The 16464-nt window shown below is 68.9% G+C and carries 17 protein-coding genes; 13 read left to right on the forward strand and 4 right to left on the reverse strand.

The window, feature by feature from the left end; genetic code table 11:
- Positions 1–8 precede the first annotated feature (8 nt).
- The gene (locus AC1U89_RS10330; RefSeq protein ID WP_479899620.1) at positions 9–488 is read right to left on the reverse strand and encodes a hypothetical protein; all 480 of its coding nucleotides are present in this window, start codon (positions 486–488) and stop codon (positions 9–11) included.
- 65 nt (positions 489–553) lie between these two features.
- The gene (locus AC1U89_RS10335; protein ID WP_479899621.1) at positions 554–1033 is read right to left on the reverse strand and encodes a group II truncated hemoglobin; all 480 of its coding nucleotides are present in this window, start codon (positions 1031–1033) and stop codon (positions 554–556) included.
- A gap of 123 nt (positions 1034–1156) precedes the next feature.
- On the opposite strand from AC1U89_RS10335, the gene AC1U89_RS10340 reads away from it, so the two are divergent.
- From AC1U89_RS10340 to AC1U89_RS10350, 3 genes are all read left to right on the forward strand, one after another.
- Positions 1157–1699 (forward strand): peroxiredoxin, encoded by a 543-nt coding sequence (locus AC1U89_RS10340; protein WP_479899622.1) that lies wholly within the window; start codon positions 1157–1159, stop codon positions 1697–1699.
- 81 nt (positions 1700–1780) lie between these two features.
- Positions 1781–2896: a helix-turn-helix domain-containing protein gene (locus tag AC1U89_RS10345; RefSeq protein ID WP_479899623.1), complete on the forward strand. Its 1116-nt coding sequence runs from the start codon at positions 1781–1783 to the stop codon at positions 2894–2896.
- Positions 2897–2966: 70 nt separating this feature from the next.
- A complete protein-coding gene (locus AC1U89_RS10350; protein WP_479899624.1) occupies positions 2967–3764 on the forward strand; it encodes a sterol desaturase family protein in 798 nt (265 codons plus the stop codon).
- Positions 3765–3767: 3 nt separating this feature from the next.
- Here the strand turns inward: AC1U89_RS10350 and AC1U89_RS10355 are convergent, their stop codons facing one another.
- Positions 3768–4400, reverse strand: a complete 633-nt coding sequence (locus AC1U89_RS10355) for a hypothetical protein (RefSeq protein ID WP_479899625.1) — start codon at positions 4398–4400, stop codon at positions 3768–3770.
- Between the two features lie 116 nt (positions 4401–4516).
- The gene (locus tag AC1U89_RS10360; protein ID WP_479899626.1) at positions 4517–5074 is read right to left on the reverse strand and encodes a DUF2059 domain-containing protein; all 558 of its coding nucleotides are present in this window, start codon (positions 5072–5074) and stop codon (positions 4517–4519) included.
- Positions 5075–5309: 235 nt separating this feature from the next.
- On the opposite strand from AC1U89_RS10360, the gene rpsF reads away from it, so the two are divergent.
- The 10 genes from rpsF to purF all read left to right on the forward strand — a co-directional run bounded on the left by rpsF (position 5310) and on the right by purF (position 16392).
- Positions 5310–5690 carry a 30S ribosomal protein S6 gene (gene rpsF / locus AC1U89_RS10365; protein ID WP_029914645.1) on the forward strand — a complete coding sequence of 127 codons (381 nt, stop codon included), beginning with the start codon at positions 5310–5312 and terminating at the stop codon, positions 5688–5690.
- A gap of 15 nt (positions 5691–5705) precedes the next feature.
- Positions 5706–5981 (forward strand): 30S ribosomal protein S18, encoded by a 276-nt coding sequence (gene rpsR, locus AC1U89_RS10370; protein ID WP_029914647.1) that lies wholly within the window; start codon positions 5706–5708, stop codon positions 5979–5981.
- 13 nt (positions 5982–5994) lie between these two features.
- Positions 5995–6579 carry a 50S ribosomal protein L9 gene (rplI, locus tag AC1U89_RS10375; RefSeq protein WP_029914649.1) on the forward strand — a complete coding sequence of 195 codons (585 nt, stop codon included), beginning with the start codon at positions 5995–5997 and terminating at the stop codon, positions 6577–6579.
- A 202-nt stretch (positions 6580–6781) separates the two neighbouring features.
- Positions 6782–9196 (forward strand): TonB-dependent receptor plug domain-containing protein, encoded by a 2415-nt coding sequence (locus tag AC1U89_RS10380; RefSeq protein WP_479899627.1) that lies wholly within the window; start codon positions 6782–6784, stop codon positions 9194–9196.
- A 192-nt stretch (positions 9197–9388) separates the two neighbouring features.
- Entirely contained in the window at positions 9389–10912 is a 1524-nt protein-coding gene (locus tag AC1U89_RS10385; protein ID WP_479899628.1) for a replicative DNA helicase, read from the forward strand.
- Between the two features lie 84 nt (positions 10913–10996).
- The gene (locus AC1U89_RS10390) at positions 10997–11680 is read left to right on the forward strand and encodes a MarC family protein (RefSeq protein WP_479899629.1); all 684 of its coding nucleotides are present in this window, start codon (positions 10997–10999) and stop codon (positions 11678–11680) included.
- Between the two features lie 55 nt (positions 11681–11735).
- Complete coding sequence (gene alr, locus AC1U89_RS10395; protein WP_479899630.1) at positions 11736–12818, forward strand: alanine racemase; 1083 nt, start codon at positions 11736–11738, stop codon at positions 12816–12818.
- A 75-nt stretch (positions 12819–12893) separates the two neighbouring features.
- Positions 12894–14276 (forward strand): DNA repair protein RadA, encoded by a 1383-nt coding sequence (gene radA / locus AC1U89_RS10400; protein WP_029914664.1) that lies wholly within the window; start codon positions 12894–12896, stop codon positions 14274–14276.
- Entirely contained in the window at positions 14273–14896 is a 624-nt protein-coding gene (locus AC1U89_RS10405) for a CvpA family protein (protein WP_479899631.1), read from the forward strand. The genes radA and AC1U89_RS10405 overlap by 4 nt, the downstream gene beginning before the upstream one ends.
- Entirely contained in the window at positions 14893–16392 is a 1500-nt protein-coding gene (gene purF / locus AC1U89_RS10410) for an amidophosphoribosyltransferase (RefSeq protein ID WP_479899632.1), read from the forward strand. The genes AC1U89_RS10405 and purF overlap by 4 nt, the downstream gene beginning before the upstream one ends.
- Positions 16393–16464: the final 72 nt, after the last annotated feature.

Below are 16464 nucleotides of genomic sequence, written 5' to 3' on the forward strand. Positions count from 1 at the left end.
GGCAAGGATCAGTTTTCGAGGGCGATCGCCGTCGGCGCGGCGGTCGCGATGGTCTCCCGATCCGGCGCCGGAGGCGGCGGGACTGGCTCCAGCATCGGCTCGGGCGTGAGCTGGGCGGGCGGGCAGCCCCGGCGGGCCAGCTTCCTGGCGCTCCAGGACGGGTCGCAGGGCCGCGACGCCTGGGCCGCCCGCATCGCCGACATCATGATGATGTTCTGCTGGATCAGCGCCATGGTCCGCTTGTTGTAGTCGGGCTTGGGGATGCTGACCGACAGCGGCGGCTTGGGCGGCGGCGGACAGTGCGGCGGCGTCGCGGTGGGGATCGCCCTGGGCATGACCGAGGGCGTCATCGGCGGGCGCGGCGTGGCCGGAATCGCGACTCGGGAGGACGAGACCGCCCGGAACGATCGGATCGTCGGCGTCTCCGCCTGGGCCAGGGGCGCCGCCGCGGCCATCAGGACCGCCAGGGAAAGGATCGCGCCGCGCATTCGAGCCGCCTCCGTCTGTCGCTCACCTCTACCATGACGCGAGGCGAAGCGCGACGACGGATGCGTCAGCCCAGCCAGGGTCCGCCCGGCGGTCCCCAGCCCCAGACCGGCATCGGCGGATCATCCTGCGGCGCCGCCACGCCCGGCGCGGAATTGATGACCGCCAGCCGCGTGCCCCACTCCAGATAGCCGACGAACGCGGCGCGGAACTCCGGATCCGCCGGCAGGCCGACCGCGTCGACGGTGTCCAGCATCAGCGCGACCCAGGCCCGGCGCTGCGCCTCGGTCAGATGGCGTCCCAGATGGTGGCCGATCATGGAGGCGTGGCCGCCGCCGGCCTCGCTGTAGGCCTTGGGACCGCCGAACACTTCAGTGACGAAGGCGGCCACGTGCTCGGCGTGGCGCGGGTTCATGCCGGCGAACACCGGGGCCAGAACCGGATCGTCTGGCACGGCGGCGTAGAAGGCCTCGAACAGCGCTCGAAAGCGCTCGGGCCCGCCCGCCCAGGCCGCCAGGGTTGGGATTTCCGTCTCGCCGAGCGCCAAGGTCGCCTCCCGTTTCGCGGTTCGGACTTTAGGACGAAGGTCGGCGTTTGGAAGGCGCGAGAATGGGGTTATTGAATCGATGACGCACTTGGCTGCGCCCTCGCCTTCCCTCGGAGCCTCCGCATGCAACGCCTGCTCACCGGTCTCGCCCTCTGCGGCGCCCTGCTGGCCGCCTCTCCCGCCCTGGCCGCCCTCAAGGTGGGCGACAAGGCGCCCGACTTCACCGCCCCCGCCGCCCTGGCCGGCAACGATTTCAGCTTCACCCTGTCCAAGGCGCTGAAGAAGGGCCCGGTGGTGCTGTACTTCTTCCCGGCCGCCTACACCTCGGGCTGCACGGCCGAGGCCCACGAGTTCGCCGAGGCGACGCCCGAGTTCGAGAAGCTGGGCGCGACGGTGATCGGCGTGACGGCCGGCAATGTCGACCGCATCAAGGACTTCTCCAAGGAGCACTGCCGCGACAAGTTCGCGGTGGCCGCCGCCAATCCGGCCCTGATCAAGACCTATGACGTAGTGCTGCCGATGAAGGACAACCTGTCCAACCGCACCTCCTACGTCATCGCCCCCAGCGGCAAGATCCTGCTGGCCTACAGCGACCTGAACTTCCAGGGCCACGTGACCCAGACCATGGACGCGGTGAAGGCCTACAAGGTCGGAAAGCACAAGTAGGCCGGGTTTCGGCCAGACTCTTCCGGAAACGGCGCGGCGGGACCGGAGCGGTCCCGCCCGCCAAGGCCTAGGATCTCGGCCATGGTCGACACGATCCTTCTCGAGACGCTGGCGCGCGGCGTCGCCATCGGCGGGTTCGCCGCCACGGGGCTGGGCCTGGCCCTGGACCGCCGCCCCTCGCCCGTCCGCTGGGTGGGGGCTCTGTTCTTCGTGTGCGCGGCCGCCCATGTCGTCGAGGGCTACCGTCCGGGCGGCGTGCTCGTGGCCTGGCTGCCGCTGTGCCTGATGTCGGTGGCGACCACCGGCCTGTTCTGGACACTGGCCTACGCCCTGTTCGCGGACGAGCGGCGCTTCTCGCTCCATCGCCTGTGGCCGGCTGTGGGGCTGGCCGCCTGGTGGCTGCTGGCGCGATCGCTGCCGCCCACGATCTGCGGGCCCTTCTGGCTGGTCTTCAACCTGGCCTCGGCGGGGATCGTGCTGCACGCCCTGCTGGTCATCTGGCGCGGCTGGCGCGGCGACCTGGTGGCCGAGCGCCGGCGGATGCGCGGGCCGGTCATGCTGGCCGCCGCGAGCTACATCCTGCTGCTCAGCGTCCAGAACCTGGCCGCCGGTGCCGGCCTGACGGGTTTCGGCCACGGACGCCTGGCCCAGGCCCTGGTGCTGGCCGTCCTGGCCCTGGCCGGCTCGGTCGCCCTGTTGCGGGCCGAGCCCGCCCTGGCCGCCGTCCCCGACGCCGAAGACCGGCCGCCGCGTCCCGCGCCCCTGGCCGACCACGACCTCTCGCCCGCCGACCGCCTGGTGCTGTCGCGGCTGGAGACGGCCATGGACCATGACGAGGTCTGGCGCGGCGAGGACCTGTCGATCACCGCCCTGGCGGCCCTGGTCGGCGCGCCCGAGCATCGCCTGCGCCGGCTGATCAACGGCGTGCTGGGCCATCGCAACTTCGCCGACTACGTCAACGGTCGCCGGATCGAGGCGGCCAAGACCGCCCTCGCCGCCCCCGACTTGGCCCTGAAGTCGATCTCGACCATCGCCTACGACCTGGGCTTCGCCTCGCTGGGGCCGTTCAACCGCGCCTTCCGGGCGGCCACCGGCGTCACCCCGACCGAATGGCGGACCGCCAACACCCCGGCGCCGCCCCGGCTGCGGCTGGTCGAAAGCGGCGATCCCTCGCCGAAAGCCGACAAGTCCGCCTGATTTCGCGATCGGCGCGACGGGCGACCTGCCCTGCCTCTTCCTTCGGCCATCGTCCAACCGAGGAAGTCCGATGTTCCCCTATCTCGCTGCGATGGCCGACAACTGGCTGCACGCCGCCTTCACCGACGTTAGCCGCTATGTGACCTTCGCGGTCGGCGTCTGGCTGACCCTGTGGGTCGTGCTGGCCGCGCCCCTGGCCGGCCGCAAGATTCGCGAGGGCCGCCCGCCCGCGCGCCAGCTGCTGATCGAGTTCGCCTGCTCGATCCGCTCGATCATGATCTTCTCGACGGTCGGCCTGATCAGTTTCGCCTTGTTCCGCGCTGGCCTGATGCCCGGCCCGTACATCGCCCGCGGCCTGGGACCGGTCTGGTTCTGGACCAGCCTGGCCCTGATGGTCGTGGCCCATGACGCCTGGTTCTACTGGACGCACCGGCTGATCCACGACCGGCGGCTGTTCCGGACCTTCCACCGCCGCCACCACCGGTCCAACAGCCCCTCGCCGTTCACCGCCTACAGCTTCGACCTGGGCGAGGCKGCGATCAACGCGCTGTTTGTGCCGCTGTGGATGCTGCTGGTCCCCACCCAGTGGCCCGTGGCCGGGCTTTTCATGTTGCACCAGATCGTCCGCAACACCCTGGGCCACAGCGGCTACGAGCTGTTTCCGGCCACCCGCGACGGCCGTCCGCTGCTGCCCTGGTTGACGACGGTGACCCACCACGACCTGCACCACGCCCAGGCGGGTTGGAACTACGGGCTCTATTTCACCTGGTGGGACAAGTGGATGGGCACCGAGAACCCACGCTATCTGGAGCGGTTCGCGGCGGCGGTGCGCCGTCCGGGGCGCGAGGTCATGGCGGAGGCCGCCTGAGCCTCACCAGGTCGTGCGGACCAGCTTGACCATCAGCCGCCCGTCCTGGACCCGCTCGTCGGCGGCGCGCAGGCTGACGGTGAACTCGGCGGGGATGTCGAACGGCCGGGTCAGGCTGAAGTCGACGCCCTCTTGCCCCATCGTGCCGCCGCCCACGGCGATCGAGGCGACCGGACGGCCGTCCAGGGTCAGTTCCGACCGCACATTGGCCCGGGTCTCGGGCAGGCGGCCGCGCACATAGACCGGCTGGGTGGCGTTCATGTCCATCGACAGGCGGACATAGTTGGCCTTGGGCAGCAGGCCGAAGCCGAACGAACGCGCCAGGGACGAGCGGATCGCCGCCTCGCGAGCGTTCCACGAGGCGGCGACGCCCAGCGCGCGGTTCGCGGTGGCCTGCTCGTCGGGCTTCTGCTTGAGGTTCAGTTCGAAATTATAGGTMGKATCGTCGATCGAGCCGGCCACCTTGGCGGTGAAGGTGGCGTTCTCGGCGTCGCTGGACAGGTCCAGGGTCTGGGCGGCCGAATAGCCCTGGAAGTGGCCGTCCGAGCCCCAGACCGACAGGTCGGGCTTGCGCATCACCTCGCGGGCCGTCGCCGGACCGGCGAGGACCGTGGTCGCGGCCGTGACCGCGATCAAGCAAGCGAGCGTGCGAAACCCMATGAACCCCCGATAGCACAAGCCTTTGCGCGACCAAAGAACCCGACCGGCAATTTTGTATGACAGTTGTTCGAGCGCCCGCGCGGGAGGCGATTCTAGGAATGGACGGGCTTCTTGACGGGCGCCGTCGCGCCGCAGCCCAGCTTCTGGCAGATGCGCGCGGTCACCTTGGCGCGGATTTMCGGCATGATGTCCCGCATCACCTCGGCCATGGCGGGGCCCATCGACGGCATCTTGCGGACGATCGACTGGCCGTTGGGGCTCTCGTAGAAATCGACCAGCGCCTGGAGCTCGTCCTCGGAGAAGATCGAGGCGTAGACGGGGGTCATGCGGTCGATGACGTCGTTCATCAGATCGCCGCCCACCAGTTCCTCGACGGTCTCGCGCAGCGCCTTGCGCTGCTCGGCGGTGAGGTCGGTGTTCGTGCGCTCCTGCTCCTCCATCAGCGGCGTCATCATGCTCTGCATCAGCGGCTTCATCGTCTCGTCGACGTGCAGGGCGGCGATGTAGCGCTTGGTCAGGGCCAGGGCGCGAGGGCTGGGCGCGGCCTTGGCCGGAGCCGCGGCGGCGGCGGCGGGCGGCGCCTGGCGGGCCTGGGCCGAACCGGCGGCCAGGCACGCGACCGCGAAGGCGACGACGACGAAACGTTTCACGCGAAATTCCCCCTTGGAGCTCGGCCGTAGTCAGCCTCAAAGAGCCTTGGAGGCGCAAGAGCAAGGGTTTCCTTGCCTTCCGACGCCCTTTCGGCTATTAGCGCGCCCTCTCACGGATGGCGGTCTTGCACGCAGCCCTTTGGGTCGGGATTTCCCGCTCGGCATGCAGGATCCATCGTGGTCGACGGACTTCCGCCGTCGCCCGCGCCGCCTTCCAAGCCGGAAGAAGGAAAACATGGCGTTCTACGAACACGTGGTCATCGCGCGGCAGGACATCTCGCCGCAACAGGCCGAAGCTCTGAACGAGCAACTGAAGGCTCTCCTGGAAGAGAATGGCGGTCACATCGCCAAGATCGAATACTGGGGCCTGCGCAACCTCACCTATCGCATCAAGAAGAACCGCAAGGGCCACTACTCCCTGCTCGCCATCGACGCTCCGGCCGCGGCCGTGAAGGAGATGGAACGTCAGCTGCTGATCAATGAAGACGTCCTGCGCTTCATGACCATCCGCGTCGAAGAGCTGGACCTGGAACTGTCGCCGGTTCTGGCCCGTCGCGACCGCGAACGTGGCGAGCGCAGCGAGCGCCCGCGCGACGACTTCGCGCCGCAAGCGTAAGGGAGAATAGAGATCATGACCGATACCACTGCTCCCGAAGCCGGCGCTCCCGCCGCCGGTGGCGGCGCCCGCCGCCCCTTCTTCCGTCGCCGCAAGGTTTGCCCGTTCTCGGGCGCCAACGCGCCGAAGATCGACTACAAGGACGTGAAGCTGCTGCAGCGTTACGTCTCCGAGCGCGGCAAGATCGTGCCGTCGCGCATCACCGCGGTGTCGGCCAAGAAGCAACGCGAACTGGCCAAGGCCATCAAGCGCGCCCGCTTCCTGGCTCTGCTCCCCTACGTCGTGAAGTAAGGGAGACACCACGATGAAAGTCATTCTGCTCGAACGCGTCGAAGGCACCGGCGTCCTCGGCGACGTGGTCACCGTGAAGGACGGCTTCGCCCGTAACTTCCTGCTGCCGCGTTCCAAGGCCCTGCGCGCCAACTCGGCCAACCTGAAGACCTTCGAAGCTCAGCGCGCTGAGATCGAAGCTCGCAACGTCAAGAACCGCGAAAACGCCGGCAAGGCCGGTGAAGGCATCGACGGCCATCAGTACGTGATGATCCGTCAAGCCGGCGAAAGCGGCCAGCTGTACGGTTCGGTCGCGGGTCGCGACGTCGCCGACGCCATCAAGGCCGAAGGCGGCAAGGTCGATCGCTCGATGATCGTCCTCGACAAGCCGATCAAGACGCTGGGCGTCCACGAAGTGAAGGTGAAGCTGCACGCTGAAGTGACCGTCACGGTCACCCTCAACATCGCGCGCAGCCAAGACGAAGCCGATCGCCAAGCGCGCGGCGAAAACGTCATCGCCGCTCAGTTCGAGGAAGACCGAGCCGCTGACGCCGAAGCCGCCCAAGACATGGCCGAAGGCGGCGCCGGTTCGTTCGAAGGCGACCACTACGAAGCCTGATCCGGCTTAGTAGCGTCTAGAAAAACTGGAAGAACGGCGCGGAGAAATCCGCGCCGTTTTTTTCTGCGCGTTCGTCAAGAATTGCTCAGCTTGCGAGTGAACGCACGCATTCCCATCCTTTCCTAAAGGGGGAGACAGGCTCCTCCGCTTCCGGACAAAAAAGGCCTCCACGGCCGCCGGAAGCCAAGCGAGGGGATTCGCTATGCGCTTCAGAAACTTCCTGCTGGCCGCCACGTCGATCGTGGCCGTGGCCGGCGTCGCCCACGCCCAGGACGCGGCCGCGCCCGCCGCCGACGAGTCGACCGCGGTCGACCAGGTCGTGGTCACCGGCACCCGGGTCGCCCGCTCGCGGCTGGACACGGTCTCGCCGGTCGACGTCGTCGACAACAAGGCCCTGACCCGGCAGGGCACGCCGGAACTGGCCCAGGCCCTGGCCAATGTGGCGCCGTCGCTGGACTTCCCGCGCCCGGCCGTGACCGACGGCACCGACTCCGTGCGTCCGGCCACCCTGCGCGGCCTGTCGCCCGACCAGACCCTGGTGCTGCTGAACGGCCACCGCGCCCACACCGCCGCCCTGGTCAACATCAACGGCTCGATCGGCCGCGGTTCGGCCCCGTTCGACCTCAACACCATCCCGACCGCGGCCCTGGAGACCGTCGAGATCCTGCGTGAAGGCGCGGCGGCCCAGTACGGCTCGGACGCCATCGCCGGGGTGATCAATCTGCGCCTGCGCCAGGCCAGTCACGGCGGCGGCGCCAGCGCCACCTACGGGATCTACAACACCGACGTGAAGACCACGCGGAACCAGGACGGCCGCAAGGCGCACGACGGCCCGACCTACAGCGCCTCGCTGTGGCAAGGCTTCGCCCTGCCCAACGACGGCTACCTGACCGTCACCGGCGAGTATTCGTTCCGCAACCCGACCAACCGCGCCGACTTCGACCCCCGCGTCACGCCCAGCAAGGTGACCGGCGTCTACGGCGACCCGCAGGTCGAGACCAAGACGATCTACGCCAATTTCGGCCTGCCGCTGAACGACGACTGGAGCCTGTACGGCCTGGCCGGCTACCAGAACCGCAAGGGTGAAAGCTCGGCCTTCCCGCGCCTGGCCGACAACGCCAACAACTATGTCAGCGTCTATCCGACCGGCTACGTGCCGCGGATCACCACCGACATCGACGACTACAACCTGGCCTTCGGCGCCAAGGGCGTGATCGCCGGCTTCAATGTCGACGCCAGCGTCACCAACGGCGCCAACAAGGTCGAGTACGGCACGATCAACTCGCTGAACGCCTCGCTGGGCCCGAGCTCGCCGACCCGGTTCAAGGACGGCTCGATGCGCTACGAGCAGACGGTGGCGGCCATCGACGTCAACCGGCCGCTGGAGCTGTTCAACTTCGCCAAGCCCAGCACCCTGGCGTTCGGGATCGAGTACCGCGACGAAAGCTACAGGATCAAAGCCGGCGAAACCGCCTCGTGGGTCAACGGCGGCAACGGCAAGGGCGCCGGCGCCCAGGGCTTCCCGGGCTTCCGCCCGGCCAATGAGGTCGATGTCAGCCGCAACGCCACCAGCCTCTATGTCGACCTGGACAACCAGATCACCGACAAGCTGGATGTCGATCTGGCCGCCCGTTACGAGGACTATTCGGACTTCGGTTCGACCACGACCGGCAAGATCGCGGCTCGCTACGACTTCACCGACAACTTCGCCCTGCGCGGCGCGTTCTCCAGCGGCTTCCGGGCCCCGGCCCTGCAGCAGCAGTACTTCACCACCACCTCGATCAACATCATCGCCGGCGGCGCGGCGGTGGACGTGGGCACGTTCCCGGCCACCAGCGCCACGGCCGCGGCCCTGGGCGCCAAGCCGCTCGAGCCGGAAAAGTCGAAGAACTATTCGCTGGGCGCGGTCTATCACAAGGGCCCGTTCGAGCTGACGGTCGACGCCTACCAGATCGACATCGACAACCGCATCGTGCTCTCGGAGAACATCCAGGGCGTGAACGGCGGCACGCCCACCCAGCAGGCGATCTACAACCTGCTGCAGCCGTTCGGCGTGACCACGGCGCGGTTCTTCGTCAACGGCGTGGACACCACCAGCAAGGGCGTCGACGTGGTGGCGCGCTATCGCCTGGACGCCGACGCGGCCGGCCGCTTCGACCTGACCCTGGCGGCCAACTACAACCAGACCGACGTCAACAAGGTGCCGACCACCAGCACCTTGTCCGGCCTGCCCGTGCCCCCGCCCCTGTTCGCCCGGGTCAACGTCCTGACCTACGAGCAGGGCACGCCCGACCACAAGTTCGTGGCCAGCGGCGACTGGAGCAACGGCCCCTGGGGCGCCACCCTGCGGGGCACCGCCTACGGCTCGGTGCTGATCCCCAACGCCACCCCGGCGCTGGACTACAAGTCGGGCGCCAAGACCGTCTGGGACGCCGAGGCGCGCTACACGTTCCTGAAGGACATCACCTGGGCCCTGGGCGTGAACAACCTGTTCGACGAGTATCCCAACAAGGCCCCGGCTCCGGTCAACACGACCGGCGTGGTGGGCTTCCCCAGCTACTCGCCGTTTGGCTTCAACGGGCGCTTCCTCTACACGCGTCTGAGCTACAGCTGGTAAGTCCTTGACCGGCTTCGACTAAGCGTTCCAAGGGCGCGGCGAGCGATCGTCGCGCCCTTTCTACGTCCGCTTTTGACGGGTCATGATCGTAGAGGTGACGGGTCATAATCCTGGAGAACATACACAAAACATCCCCGTTCATCTGACCCCTCGCCCGTACCTCCCAACAGCCGTTCGCGTTAACCTCCGCCGATGTCCCTCGTTCCAGCTCTAGACCTCCGCCCGCCGTCTCAGGGCGACATCGTCGTCGCCGTCGCGCCTCACAACCTGGAGGCCGAACAGGCCCTGCTGGGCGTGCTGCTGTACGACAACGCGGCCTATGAGCGCCTGACCGACAGCCTGCAGGGGCGCCACTTCTACGAGCCCTTCCACCAGCGGCTGTTCGGCTCGATCGAGACCCACATCCGCAAGGGCCAGCTGGCCGAGCCGATCCTGCTGGCCGACGAGTTCAAGCACGACCCGGCGTTCGACGAGCTGGGCGGTCTGCGCTACCTGGCCGACCTGGTCGACCGCGCCCCGCCCGCCGCCAATGTCGGCGACTACGCCCGCGCCGTCTTCGACCTGGCCCTGCGCCGCGACCTGATCCGCATCGGCGGCGAGATCGCCTCCACGGCCCATGGCGGCGTCGGCAAGGACGACGTCAAGCTGCCCGCGCGCGACCAGATCGAGGCGGCCGAACAGCAACTCTACACCCTGGCCGAAAGCGGCACCGCATCGTCTGGCTTCGTCAGCTTCGGCGACGCCCTGCGCGGCGCCGTGGAGATGACCGCCGAGGCCTACAGCCGCGACGGCGGCATGTCGGGCGTCTCGACCGACCTGATCGACCTGGACACCAAGATCGGCGGCCTTCACCCCTCCGACTTGATCGTCCTGGCCGGTCGTCCGTCGATGGGCAAGACCGCCTTGGCGACCAACATCGCCTTCAATATCGCCAAGAAATATGCCTGGGAGCCCCAGCCGGATGGCACCAAGAAGACCGTCAGCGGCGGCGTGGTGGCCTTCTATTCGCTGGAAATGAGCGCCGAGCAGCTGGCCCTGCGTATGCTGGCCGACGCCTCGGGCGTGTCGGGCGACAAGCTCCGCAAGGGCGAGATCGACGCCAGCGAGTTCGGCCGGGTGCGCGACGCGGCCATCGAGCTGCAGGAAGCCCCGCTCTATATCGACGCCACCGGCGGCATCTCCATCGCCAAGCTGACCGCCCGGGCTCGTCGCCTGAAGCGCCAGGTCGGYCTGGACCTGATCGTGGTCGACTACCTGCAGCTGGTCACCGGCTCGGACCTGTCGTCCAACGCCAGCCGCGTGCAGGAAGTCTCGCAGATCACCATGGGCCTGAAGGCCCTGGCCAAGGAGCTGGCCTGCCCGGTTATCGCCCTGTCGCAGCTGTCGCGTCAGGTCGAACAGCGCGAGGACAAGCGTCCGCAGCTCTCCGACCTTCGCGAATCCGGCTCGATCGAGCAGGACGCCGACATGGTCTGGTTCGTCTATCGCGAAAGCTATTACGTCGGCCGCTCCGAGCCGCGCGAAGGCACGCCCGAGCACCTGCAGTGGCAAGAGGACATGGATCGCCTGCAGGGCCTGGCCGAGGTGATCATCGCCAAGCAGCGTCACGGTCCCATCGGCACCGTCCGCCTGTCGTTCAACAGCGACACCACGCGCTTCGGCAACCTGGCCCGCGACCACTACTTCCACCAGATGCGCAGCGGCGACGACGAATAGTCGACCCCAAATCCGGCGCTGTTTGACGCGGGCGGACGGACTGGGCCAGGGTGCCCTTCCCCGCCCGCCGCAAGAGACCGCTCGATGGAGTTCAGCCCCCTGCCGGTATCGACCCTGGTCGGCGCCTTCCTGCTGGCCTTCCCGGCCCTGTTCTCGATCGTCAATCCGATCGGGGCGGCGTTGATCTTCCATCAGATGCTCGGCGACTATCCGGCGGAGACCCGCAAGCGGCTGGCGCCGACGATCGCGCTCTACGCCTTCTTCATCCTGCTGGGCTCGCTGCTGCTGGGCGGCTATGTGCTGAACTTCTTCGGCGTCAGCCTGGGAGCCCTGCGCGTGGCCGGCGGCCTGGTGGTGGCCATCCGGGCCTRGGCCCTGCTGATGACCCCCGAGGAGCACGAGGAGCGCAAGGCCGACCAGGCCGCGCCCCTGAAGAGCCGGGCCGAGGACATGGCCTTCTTCCCCCTGACCATGCCGTTCACGACCGGGCCGGGCGCCATCTCGGTGGCCATCGCCCTGTCTTCGCAACGCCCCGTCCAGGGCCACTCGGTGATCCCGTTCTTCCTGGGCGCCAGCCTGGCCGTGGTGGTCATCGCCCTGATGGTCTGGGGCTTCTATCGGGCCTCGGACAAGGTGCTGGCCTTCCTGGGCGTCAACGGCGCGCGGGTGATGTCGCGGCTGATGGCGTTCCTGCTGATGTGCATCGGCGTGCAGATCGTCGCCAGCGGCGTGGAGGCCCTGGTCGGCCAGTTCCTGGCCGGGCGTTGATTCTCCTCCGCATCTGCACTGGCCACGGGCGGCGGGCTCGGCTACGTCCCGCCCCGTGACTGAAACCAGCCTTCTCACCCTCGACCTCGACGCCCTGGCGTCCAACCACGCCGTGCTCAAGGCCGCCGCCGGCGGCAGCGAGATCGCGCCGGCCGTGAAGGCCGACGGCTACGGCCTGGGCGCGGCGCTTGTGGCCGGCTTCCTGTGGGACGACGGGGCGCGCGCCTTCTATGTGGCCCGGCTGTCGGAAGGCCTGGCCCTGCGCCGGGCCCTGGGCGACCGCAAGGCGACGATCTACCTGCTGGACGGCGTCACCCCCGGCTCTGCTCCGGCCATCGAGGCGGCCCGGCTGACCCCGGTGCTCAACAGCCTGCCGCAGATCGAGGCCTGGAACAGCCACGCCCGCGGCCGGGTGCTGGACGCCGCCCTGCACATCGACACCGGCATGAACCGCCTGGGCCTGCGTCCCGAGGAGGCCGTGGTCCTGACCGGGGCCATGGACCGGCTGAAGTTCCTGAACATCGGCCTGGTGATCAGCCACCTGGCCTGCGCCGGCGAGCCCGAGCACCCGCTGAACGCCCGCCAGCTGGCCCGATTCTCCGAGGCCGCCGCCCTGTTCCCGAACGCCCGCCGCAGCCTGGCCAATTCCGGCGGGATCTTCCTGGGCGGCGACTATCACTTCGACCAGTGCCGGCCGGGCATCAGCCTCTATGGCGGCGGCCCGCGCGACATGGCCGACGACCGGATCAAGGCCGTGGCCACGCTGGAGGCGCCGATCCTCCAGGCCCGGGTGGTGCCGCGCGGCGAGAGCATCGGCTACGGCGCGGCCTTCACGGCCGAGGAGACCATCCGCGTGGCCATTCTGGCGGCGGGCTACGCCGACGGCGTGCCGCGCGCGGCCCATCCGCGCGGCGCGGTGTGGTTCGACGGCGCCCGGCGGCCGATCCTGGGCCGGGTGTCGATGGACCTTATCGCCGTCGACATCACCGACTGCGACGCCGCCCGCCCCGGCGCGATGATGCAGATCATCGGTCCGAACCTGCCCGTCGACGACGCGGCGGCGGCGGCCGGCACCACGGCCTACGAGCTCCTGACCCGCATCGCGCCCCGGGCCCGACGGACCGTCACGGGCGGCTGAAGAACGCTGCGTCCGCCTTTGGCGCACCCGGCGGCCAGGCTGTAGTCTCCAGTCACGCTCGAATCAGGAGTCCCCATGGCCCGCGACGGCGCCGTCTATGCCTGCCAGTCTTGCGGCGCGGTCTCGACCAAGTGGTCGGGCCAGTGCTCGGCCTGCCAGAGCTGGAACAGCCTGGTCGAGGAGGTCGGGACGCGCGCGCCCGGCGCCCTGTCCAGCACCAAGGCCACCCGCGTGCGTGGTCTGCAGTTCACGGGCCTGGAAAGCGACACCCCCGCCCCGCCCCGCATCATCACCGGCGTCGATGAGTTCGACCGGGTCTGCGGCGGCGGCGTGGTGCCGGGCTCGGCGATCCTGATCGGCGGCGACCCGGGCGTGGGCAAGTCCACCTTGCTGCTGGAGGTCATGGCCAAGGCCAGCCTGGCCGGCGTCAACTGCGCCTACATCTCCGGCGAGGAGGCCGTGGCCCAGATCCGCGGCCGGGCCGATCGCATGGGCTTCGCCCAGGCCCCCGTGAAGCTGGCCGCCGAGAGCAGCCTGCGCGACATCCTGGACGGGCTGAAGCGCGAGAAGTTCGACCTGGTGGTCATCGACTCGATCCAGACCCTGTGGAGCGACGCCCACGAGGCCGGTCCGGGCACCGTCACCCAGGTCCGGGCCTGCGCCAGCGAGCTGGTGCGCCTGGCCAAGAAGCAGGGCGTGGCCATCCTGATGGTCGGCCACGTCACCAAGGACGGCCAGATCGCCGGTCCGCGCGTGGTCGAGCACCTGGTCGACGCCGTGCTGAGCTTCGAGGGCGAACGCGGCTATCCGTTCCGGGTGCTGCGCGGGGCCAAGAACCGCTTCGGGGCCACCGACGAGATCGGGGTGTTCGAAATGGGCGACGCCGGCCTGCGCGAGGTCAAGAACCCCTCGGCCCTGTTCCTCAACGAAGGCGGCGAGCGGGCGGCGGGCGCGGCGGTGTTCGCCGGCATCGAAGGCTCGCGACCCGTCCTGGTGGAGTTCCAGGCCCTGGTCGCGCCGTCCGCGTACGGAACGCCCCGACGCGCCGTGGTCGGATGGGATTCGGGGCGCCTGGCCATGGTTTTGGCTGTGCTGGAATCACGCTGCGGCCTTGGTTTTGGCAACAAGGACGTCTATCTGAACGTCGCTGGCGGCCTGCGGATCACCGAGCCGGCGGCGGACTTGGCTGCGGCGGCGGCTCTGGCCTCCTCGGCCCTCGACATCGCCCTGCCGCAGGACTGCGTCGTCTTCGGCGAGGTCAGCCTGTCCGGTGAAGTGCGGCCCGTGAGCCGTATGGAGACACGTTTGAAAGAGGCCGCGAAACTCGGCTTTGGTCGAGCTCTGGGACCGCTGTCGGGCCTGCCCGAAGGCGGCGGAGCCCTGCCCGTCGCCGGCGTGGCCAGGCTGGCCGACGCGGTGCGCCGCATCGGCGACGAGATCTGGGGCCAGCTGACGTGACGCCTTTCGACATCATCTTCGGCCTTATCCTGCTGGTTTCGGCTGTGGTCGGCTTCGCGCGCGGCGCGTCGCGGGAGCTGACCTCGGCCCTGTCGTTCATCGTCGCGGCCCTGGTGTCGCTGCTGGCCCTGCGCGTCACCGGCCCGCTGTTCCGGGGCATGATGGACCCCGACTGGGCGGCCACGGCGGCCGCCATCCTGGTGGGCTTCGTCATCGTCTTCGTGCTGCTGCGCCTGCTGGGCGCCCAGATCACCAAGACCCTGCACGCCGACGGCGCCCTGGGCACGCTGGACCGCCTGATGGGCCTGGCGTTCGGCTTGCTGCGCGGCCTGGTGGTGCTGGGCGTGTTCAGCCTGGTGTTCCACATGGCCACTCCGCCCGACCGCGTCCCGCACTGGATGTCGAAGTCGGCGCTGTATCCGCTGTCCAACGCCGCCGGCCGGGTGCTGAAGGTGTTCGCCCCCAAGGGCGCGGGCCTGGCCGGCAAGCTGGCTCCCGCCATTGAAGACGCCGTCCATGACGGCGCCAGCGACAAACCGTCCGAACGCAAGTCGGGCGATCCGGGTTATGATAAGGACCAGCGTCGCTCCGTCGACGAGCTGGTGGAGAAATCGCGATGACGTCCTTCGGCCAGTCGACCGACCGCTTCTCGTCCAAGCCGTGGCGTGATCCGGAAGACGACACCCTGCGCCTCGAATGCGGCGTCTTCGGCGTCTACGGCGTGCGCGACGCCGCCGCGGTCACCGCCCTGGGCCTGCACGCCCTGCAGCATCGCGGCCAGGAAGCCTGCGGCATCGCCGCCTTCGACGGCCAGCGCTTCCACACCGAACGCCACATGGGCCATGTCGGCGACGCCTTCACCGGCAACGACCTGGTCCAGCGCCTGCCCGGCAACATGGCCATCGGCCACACCCGCTACTCCACGGCCGGCGGCAGCGGGATCCGCAACGTCCAGCCGATGTTCGCCGATCTCGAGACCGGCGGCGTGGCCATCGCCCACAACGGCAACCTGACCAACTTCCTGACCCTGCGCGAGCGCCTGGTGCAGGAGGGCGCGATCTTCCAATCGACCAGCGACAGCGAGGTGATCCTCCACCTGATCGCCCGCTCGCGGAAGGCCCGCATCGTCGACCGCTTCATCGACGCCGTCGGCCAGATCGAGGGCGGCTACGCCATCGTGGCCATCACCAACAAGAAGATGATCGGCCTGCGCGATCCGCTGGGCATCCGCCCGCTGGTGCTGGGCGACCTGGACGGCCAGCCTATCCTGGCGTCCGAGACCTGCGCCCTGGACATGATCGGCGCCCGCTTCGTGCGCGACGTCGAGCACGGCGAGATGGTGGTGATCTCCGAGACCGGCGTGAAGTCGCTGCGTCCGTTCCAGAACGTCGCCGCCCGGCCCTGCGTGTTCGAATATGTCTATTTCGCCCGCCCCGACAGCGTCGTGAACGGCCGCTCGGTCTATGACGTGCGCAAGCGCATGGGCCAGCGCCTGGCCATCGAGACCGGCGTCGAGGCCGACGTCGTGGTGCCGGTGCCCGACAGCGGCGTGCCGGCCGCGATCGGCTTCGCCCAACAGAGCGGCCTGCCCTTCGACCTGGGCATCATCCGAAACCACTATGTGGGCCGCACCTTCATCCAGCCCACCCAGGGCGTCCGCGAGCTGGGCGTGCGCATGAAGCACAGCCCCAACCGCGCCGTGCTGGAAGGCAAGCGCGTCATCCTGATCGACGACTCGATCGTGCGCGGCACCACCTCGCTGAAGATCGTCCGCATGGTCCGCGAGGCCGGCGCCAAGGAGGTCCACCTCCGCTCGGCCAGCCCACCGATCAAGTGGCCCGACTTCTACGGCATCGACATGCCCGAGCGCGACCAACTGCTGGCGGCCACCAAGTCGCTGGAGGAGATGGCGCGGTTCCTGGAAGTCGATAGCCTGGGCTTCCTGTCGGTCGACGGCCTGTACCAGGCGCTGGAGGCCGGTCCGCGCGACCCGGCCCAGCCGCAGTTCACCGACCACTATTTCACCGGCGACTATCCCACGCGCCTGACCGATCGCGAGATCGCCGAGGGCCGTAACGACCAGGCCGAGAAGCAGCTGTCGCTGCTCAGCGCCTAGGCCACCCGCCCGCCATCGTCGTCCCCGACTTGTTCGGGGACCCCAAGCTGGGCTAACCCGGTCCGCCGCCCG

The sequence above is a fragment of the Caulobacter sp. 05T431 genome (assembly GCF_056665975.1).

Excerpts from the sequence above, each read along its gene's own strand:
- radA (WP_029914664.1), top strand. The coding sequence starts at position 12,894 with ATGGCCCGCGACGGCGCCGTCTATGCCTGCCAGTCTTGCGGCGCGGTC.
- AC1U89_RS10380 (WP_479899627.1), top strand. The coding sequence starts at position 6,782 with ATGCGCTTCAGAAACTTCCTGCTGGCCGCCACGTCGATCGTGGCCGTG.
- AC1U89_RS10330 (WP_479899620.1), bottom strand. The coding sequence starts at position 488 with ATGCGCGGCGCGATCCTTTCCCTGGCGGTCCTGATGGCCGCGGCGGCG.
- rpsR (WP_029914647.1), top strand. The coding sequence starts at position 5,706 with ATGACCGATACCACTGCTCCCGAAGCCGGCGCTCCCGCCGCCGGTGGC.
- purF (WP_479899632.1), top strand. The coding sequence starts at position 14,893 with ATGACGTCCTTCGGCCAGTCGACCGACCGCTTCTCGTCCAAGCCGTGG.
- rpsF (WP_029914645.1), top strand. The coding sequence starts at position 5,310 with ATGGCGTTCTACGAACACGTGGTCATCGCGCGGCAGGACATCTCGCCG.
- AC1U89_RS10340 (WP_479899622.1), top strand. The coding sequence starts at position 1,157 with ATGCAACGCCTGCTCACCGGTCTCGCCCTCTGCGGCGCCCTGCTGGCC.
- rplI (WP_029914649.1), top strand. The coding sequence starts at position 5,995 with ATGAAAGTCATTCTGCTCGAACGCGTCGAAGGCACCGGCGTCCTCGGC.
- AC1U89_RS10345 (WP_479899623.1), top strand. The coding sequence starts at position 1,781 with ATGGTCGACACGATCCTTCTCGAGACGCTGGCGCGCGGCGTCGCCATC.